The sequence below is a fragment of the Candidatus Eisenbacteria bacterium genome, from assembly GCA_016867495.1.
Classification (GTDB): Bacteria; Eisenbacteria; RBG-16-71-46; order CAIMUX01; family VGJL01; genus VGJL01.
In genome coordinates this window covers 1-5,879 of sequence record VGJL01000161.1, presented here as the reverse complement: position 1 = coordinate 5,879, position 5,879 = coordinate 1, and the positions used below count along the sequence as shown (strand labels likewise).

At 67.1% G+C, this 5,879-nt stretch carries 6 protein-coding genes; all 6 read right to left on the bottom strand.

Annotation, left to right across the window (positions count from 1 at the left end; genetic code table 11):
• The coding region (locus tag FJY88_11235; protein MBM3287907.1) for a CoB--CoM heterodisulfide reductase iron-sulfur subunit A family protein at nucleotides 1-1,143 on the bottom strand (1,143 nt) is incomplete at its 3' end.
• Nucleotides 1,136-2,023, bottom strand: a complete 888-nt coding sequence (locus FJY88_11230; protein ID MBM3287906.1) for a heterodisulfide reductase subunit B — start codon at nucleotides 2,021-2,023, stop codon at nucleotides 1,136-1,138. The genes FJY88_11230 and FJY88_11235, both read right to left, overlap by 8 nt.
• Complete coding sequence (locus FJY88_11225; protein MBM3287905.1) at nucleotides 2,020-2,547, bottom strand: heterodisulfide reductase subunit C; 528 nt, start codon at nucleotides 2,545-2,547, stop codon at nucleotides 2,020-2,022. The genes FJY88_11230 and FJY88_11225 overlap by 4 nt, the downstream gene beginning before the upstream one ends.
• A gap of 80 nt (nucleotides 2,548-2,627) precedes the next feature.
• Nucleotides 2,628-3,593, bottom strand: coding sequence for an NlpC/P60 family protein (locus tag FJY88_11220; protein MBM3287904.1), 966 nt, complete (start codon nucleotides 3,591-3,593; stop codon nucleotides 2,628-2,630).
• 1 nt (nucleotide 3,594) lies between these two features.
• A complete protein-coding gene (locus tag FJY88_11215) occupies nucleotides 3,595-4,029 on the bottom strand; it encodes a GWxTD domain-containing protein (GenBank protein MBM3287903.1) in 435 nt (144 codons plus the stop codon).
• Nucleotides 4,030-5,065: 1,036 nt separating this feature from the next.
• Nucleotides 5,066-5,879, bottom strand: an 814-nt coding sequence (locus tag FJY88_11210; GenBank protein MBM3287902.1) for an ATP-dependent 6-phosphofructokinase, incomplete at its 5' end; no start/stop codon positions are given.

Here is a 5,879-nt window from a genome sequence, read left to right as displayed (position 1 = left end):
CCGGCGGATCTCCCCTCCCGTGGGGCCCGACGCGGAGGCGAGCCTCTCGAACTGGAGCCCATCGATCACGTCCGCGATCTTCCCGCCGCCGTACTCCGGATAGCCGCGCAGGGACTCCTGTTGGACGCCTATGTCGTAGAGCGAGTAGCCCGTCGCCAGGATGACAGCTCCGACCTGCTCCACAACCAGCTCGTCGACCTGCTCGAAATCGATGGCCTGCGGGCCGCAGAGCTTCTTGCAAACGCCGCACTTCCCGTTCTTGAAGTAGGTGCAGTTGTCGCGATCGATCACAGGCTTGTTGGGCACAGCCTGCGGGAAGGGAACGTAGATCGCGGGGCGCATCCCGAGTCCCGCGTCGAAGGTCGATGGGATCTTCTTCTGCGGGCACTTCTGCTGGCAGACGCCGCAGCCCGTGCACTTCGACATATCGACGTAACGCGCCCTCTTGCGGACCGTCACCTTGAAGTTGCCAATATAACCGTCGACCTTCTCGACCTCGGAGTAGGTGTGCAACGTGATCAGCGGGTGCTGCGCAACCTCGACCATGCGGGGCGTGAGGATGCACTGCGAGCAGTCGAGCGTGGGGAAGGTCTCGGAGAGCTGGCTCATGTGGCCGCCGATCGAGGGCTCCTTCTCTACGAGGACTGTCGAGATTCCGGCGTTCGCCAGATCGAGGGCCGCCTGGATCCCGGCGATCCCGCCCCCCACGACGAGCGCCCGGCGCGTGATCGGAACCTGGATCGGATAGAGGTTCTCGTTGCGCTTGACCTTCTCGATCATCATCCGGACAAGGTCGATCGCCTTCTCGGTCGCCTCTTCCCGATTCTCGTGGACCCAAGAGCAGTGCTCGCGGGCGTTCACCATCTCGCACCGGAATGGATTCAACCCCTCGTTCGCGGCGGCCCGGCGGAAGGTCGGCTCGTGCATCGCGGGGCTGCAGGCGGCCACCACGACGCCGTCGAGCTTCTGCTCCTGAATCGCCTGGCGGATCATGTTCTGCCCCGGATCGGAGCACATGTACTTGTAGTCGACCGAGTGCCGGACCCCAGGAAGGCTGCGGACCGCCTCGGCGACGCGCGCGCAGTCGACGGTGCGGCCGATGTTCTCTCCGCAGTGGCAGACGAAGACGCCGATCCTAGACACAGCTTGCACCCTCCGCCGGCACCAGCTCCCGCACGGGAACAGGCACGAAGTGACGCCCCAGCCCCAGACGGCCCGGATCGATCCCCAGCGCTAGCCCGACGAGCTGTGTCAGGTAGAGCACGGGGATCCGGAACGACTGGCCCAACTCGCGCAGGATCGCCTCCTGCTGGAAGTCGAGATTCGAGTGGCAGAGGGGACAGGCGACCATGAGGACCTTCGCCCCCCGCTCGTGCGCCATCATGAGGATCTTCCCGGAGAGCTCCCGGACAAGATCGGGCCGGGGCATCGCCATCGATGCTCCGCAACAGTCGAGGCGTAGCGGCCAATCGACCGCCTCGGCCCCGACCAGTTCGACGAGATCCTCCAGAATGCGCGGCGCTTCCACATCGTCTACCGCCCCCGCGCCCCGCGGGCGCGTCAACAAGCAGCCGTAGTAGCAGGCCACCCTGAGACCCTTGAGGGGATGTGAGAGGCGGGCCTTGATCTCCTCGCGGATCTCCTCCCCCGCCAGAACCTGCGCAACGTGGAGGATCTCGAGCCGCGGATCGATGTCGAGGCCCAAGGCCTCGCGCGCCCCGCGGATGTGCTCCTCCCTCTCCTGGATCTCGTTCTTGACGGCGCGGAGGCGGGAGAAGCAGGAGGCGCAGCCGGTCAGCACCGGGCCGGCCTGGCCCTTCGAGGCGTGCGCGAGGTTCCAGAGGCCGAGGATCTGGGCCGAGCGCGGATCGAGGGCGTGGGCGGGCGTCGCTCCGCAGCAGCACCAGTCCTCGATCTCATTCAGGCCGATCTTGAGAGCGTCCGCGACGGCGCGGATCGACTCGTCATACTCCCTCGCGGTCGCGTGGAGCGAGCAGCCCGGAAAGTAGGCATAGGCGCTCATGGCTTCCCCCCGCCGCGGCGGGCGGCGCCCGGACCGCGCACCGCCTTGCCTCCGATGCGGATCTTCCCCCTGCGGAGGAGCGCGGGCACGGATGTGAGATTCTGGAACGGCGCGAGCGTGCGCAGATTGTAGATGGCGCCGAGCTGGACTTCGCTCAACCGCCCTCCGTCGAGGATCTGTTCAAGGAAGATCTTGTTGAAGGCGGCGATCCTCTTCGCCTCGTCGGGGACTGTTCCCCTGCGCATCGCCTCGGCGCGAAGCGCGTCCATCACGAGCGATAGATCGAGGTCCTGCGGGCATCTCACCGCGCAGGTCTGGCATCCGACGCAGAGCCAGGGCTGGATCGATCGCACGGGAGAATCGTCGCCGAGCTGAAGGAGCCTGAAGACGAGATGCGGAAGCATGTCGCCCTTGCCGGCCATCGGGCAACCGGCCGAGCAGTTCCCGCACTGATAGCAACGAAAGGCTCTTTGCCCGGTGGCTTCAGCCACCAGGTCACGAAGCACCGCCGACGGAACCTCCATCACCCACCTCCCCACACCGAGTTGGCGCTCCGTGGACTGTTGTGATCTACTTCACAATCTAGTCTTGAACCCTTCCGCTGTCAACTTCCCTCTTCTCGCCTCTTCGGCGTCTTTAGACTGCTTCCAGAGTACTTCTTCCGACCGGACCACGGCGGGCGGGCGACGGCCCGGACCCTGGCGAGGAGCGCCGGCTCGAAGAGAGGGTCGCCTTCATCGAGGCTCGAGAGGCGGACACTCCCGCTCGCGTGCAGGACTCTCCCCCGCCCCCCCTCCACGACCAATCCAACGTGATCGATCGCTTCCATCGAGCGCCCGAAGAAGACCAGGTCGCCCGTTCGGAGGCCGCCGCGGTCGGTCGTGGCCAGCCACCGCGCGAGGGCGCTCGCCTGATCCCTCGCATCCCTCGGCAGCGCGATCCCCTCGAGACCGAAGACGAGGCGCACGAACCCCGAGCAATCGAGCCCCCAGGCCGACGCGCCTCCCCACCGATAGGGCGTGCCGATCAGTTGCCGCGCCCGCTCGATGACCCTGCGAAGACGGGCCCTCGCGAAGCTCCTCGGGCCGAGCCTGGGCATTCCCCTGACCGGCGGGGACCAGAACAGGCTGGCCATCCCCCTCCCATCCACCTCCGTGTCGGCTTCAGGGATCCATCCCTCCCGGCCATCGGGCAGGATCACGGGCCGCCAATCTCCCGCCCGACGACCTGCGAGGACGATCCTGCAACCCATCGCCACCGGCGTGACGATGGCGCTGTCCGCATCCGGTCCCGCGTGAACATGGGAGAAGGCGGCTCGAACCGCGCGGCAAGCTCTCTCGCGCGCGCCCCAGGGGGATCCGGAGGGCGCGGTGCCCCAGCTGCGCGCCCAGGCTCGGTACCCATCCGGGGCGAGGACGTGGAGCCACCGGCCGTCCAGCGAGGAACGCTCGACGAGGAGACGAGAGCCCATGAGACACTCCGTCACGCACTCGGAGCGGTGATCCGGGCGCCGTCGCAACTCCAGGACCGGGACGGCGACGATCCTGCATTCCGCCCGCCGCGACTTCATCTCAGCGAAAACGGCCCGGCGTGTGGAGCTCGTAGCGCCCGAAACCGTCGTAGTCCACGAAGACGAAGCGTTTGCTCTCTGCGTAGTAGGTCCAGATCTCGTAAGGCGGACCGTCGATGTTGTGGGGGAAACTCTCGACCTGATCCGGCGGACCGTACTGGATGTAGATCATGCCGCGGTCGGTTCTCCATCCGGGGCCGAGGCTGCTGAAGTTCTCGTTCGCATACCTCACCCGGTGGAAGAACTCCTCCTTGAACTCGTTGACATCGGTGCCGGGCGTCGGGTCGCGCTTTCTCCAGAACTCATCCCAGGCCTTGCCCCTCACGGCCGGATCGGCGTCCTCGAGGAGCGCGATCTCCTCCACGGAGGCGATGTAGCGGATGAGCGCGATGCTCTCCTCAGGGTTGTGATCGAGGCTGACCATCGTTTCGTCCATCTCGAAGGCGACGAGCCGCGTCGCCTTCTTCCTTGCGATCTCGATGTCGATCAGAAGCTCGTATCCCCCCAGCCAGAGCGTCTCGAGGGGAAGCCGGAAGGAGAGAGGGACGCTGTCGCCGATCGAGGCGGGCGTCAGGTCCCCCTGGAGGATCGCCTCTCTTCTCGCCCCGACCACCTTCCAGGAAGCCCTGAGGCCCGCCTCCGGGTCGATCCCGCGCATTCTCGCCGACGAGCGCACGCAGACCGGTCCCGCGGAGGAGCCGAAGCGGCGGGAGACGATCGTCTCCACCGGTCCCGCCCGCGGCGAGGAAGCGGAATCGGTCGGGCATCGCTCGAACCAGATCTTCTCGATCCGCACCTCATCTTTCTTGAGATCACGCACGTCGATCCGCTGGCGCACGCGCCCCTCGTTCCCGGACGCGGTCTCGCTGACCGTGACCTCGACGTCGATCTCCCCGGGCCGGGCGGGCAGGATCAACCTCCGCCGGTAGATGCTCGAACGGGAACGAGTCTCCGCCTGGGAGCGCGCGGCGATCGATTCGTGCCAGAGGTCCCCTCCGATCTGGCGCTTCCCCTGGCGCAGCACGACGATCAGGTCGAAGGCGGCGCGGTAAGCGCCATCCTCCAGCCGGAACATCAGCTCGGGATATGGAATCTCGACGACGATCTCGAGCGCGGGTCCGCCGAGCCCCCAGATCGCGCCGGCATCGAACAGGAACCGGGGGCGCTCCTGATTCCTCGCGACCGGAGGTTCTCGCCATGTGGATGCGCGGGCCTCGCCGCCGCTCGCGAGGCGATCGAGGCAGGGGATCGAAGCGCAGGGAGCCAGAGCGACGAGGATGAGCGCCCCGAGAAGCGAGAGGGACGGAATCGGGCGGATCTCGCGCACACGCTCCTCCTCACCCTTTGCCTCTTGCGCCCCCCGAGGATCGACCCGCGTTCAGCGCGGTGGAGGGGTGACGCTCGGGTCACGTTCTTGAAGCTAGGGCGCGGCCCCTCCGGTGTCAACGCGGGCCGGACCGGCCTGCTTGCATCTAGTCGCCAAAGGTCGTCCCGACGCTTCGAGAGGCGCGCACCAGTTCGCCTGCGGGATCGACAAGTCGCAGATGGGCGACCGCCTCGGTCAGCGGGACCGTCACAATCTCGCGCCCGCGCAGCGCGACCATCACGCTCGACTCCCCCGCCACGGCCGCGCGAACCGCGTGGACGCCGAAGCGCGTCCCGAGAACCCGGTCGAACGGGGTCGGGATCCCGCCGCGCTGGAGGTGCCCCAGGACCGTCGCCCGCGTTTCCATCTCGAGCCGCGCCTCGAGCTGGGCGGCCACCCAGTTTCCGATTCCGCCCAACCTGAGAGGGTCGGTGGACTCTTCGATCCGTCGCCGCACGATCAGCTCTCCGCCGATCGGCTTCGCTCCCTCCGCGACGACGACGATCGCGAAGGAGCGCCCCTTGTAGCCCCTCTCTCTGATCGCCTCGGCGACCTTCTCGATGTCGAAAGGGATCTCGGGAATCAGGATCACGTCGCCGCCCCCCGCCAGGCCGGATTCGAGCGCGATCCATCCCGCGTAGCGACCCATCACCTCGAGGACCATCACCCGCTGGTGGCTCATCGCCGTCGTGTGAAGCCTGTCGACCGCTTCGGTCGCGATGGCCAGCGCGGAGTCGAAACCGAATGTGACATCGGTGGCTGCGAGGTCGTTGTCGATCGTCTTGGGCACGCCGATCACCCGGACGCCCAGCGCGGCAAGCTCGTTGGCGATGGAGAGGCTCCCATCCCCCCCGACCACGATCAGGACATCCAGGCCATGCTGGCGGATGGTCCGGATCGTCTGTTCGGATTGGTCCCGG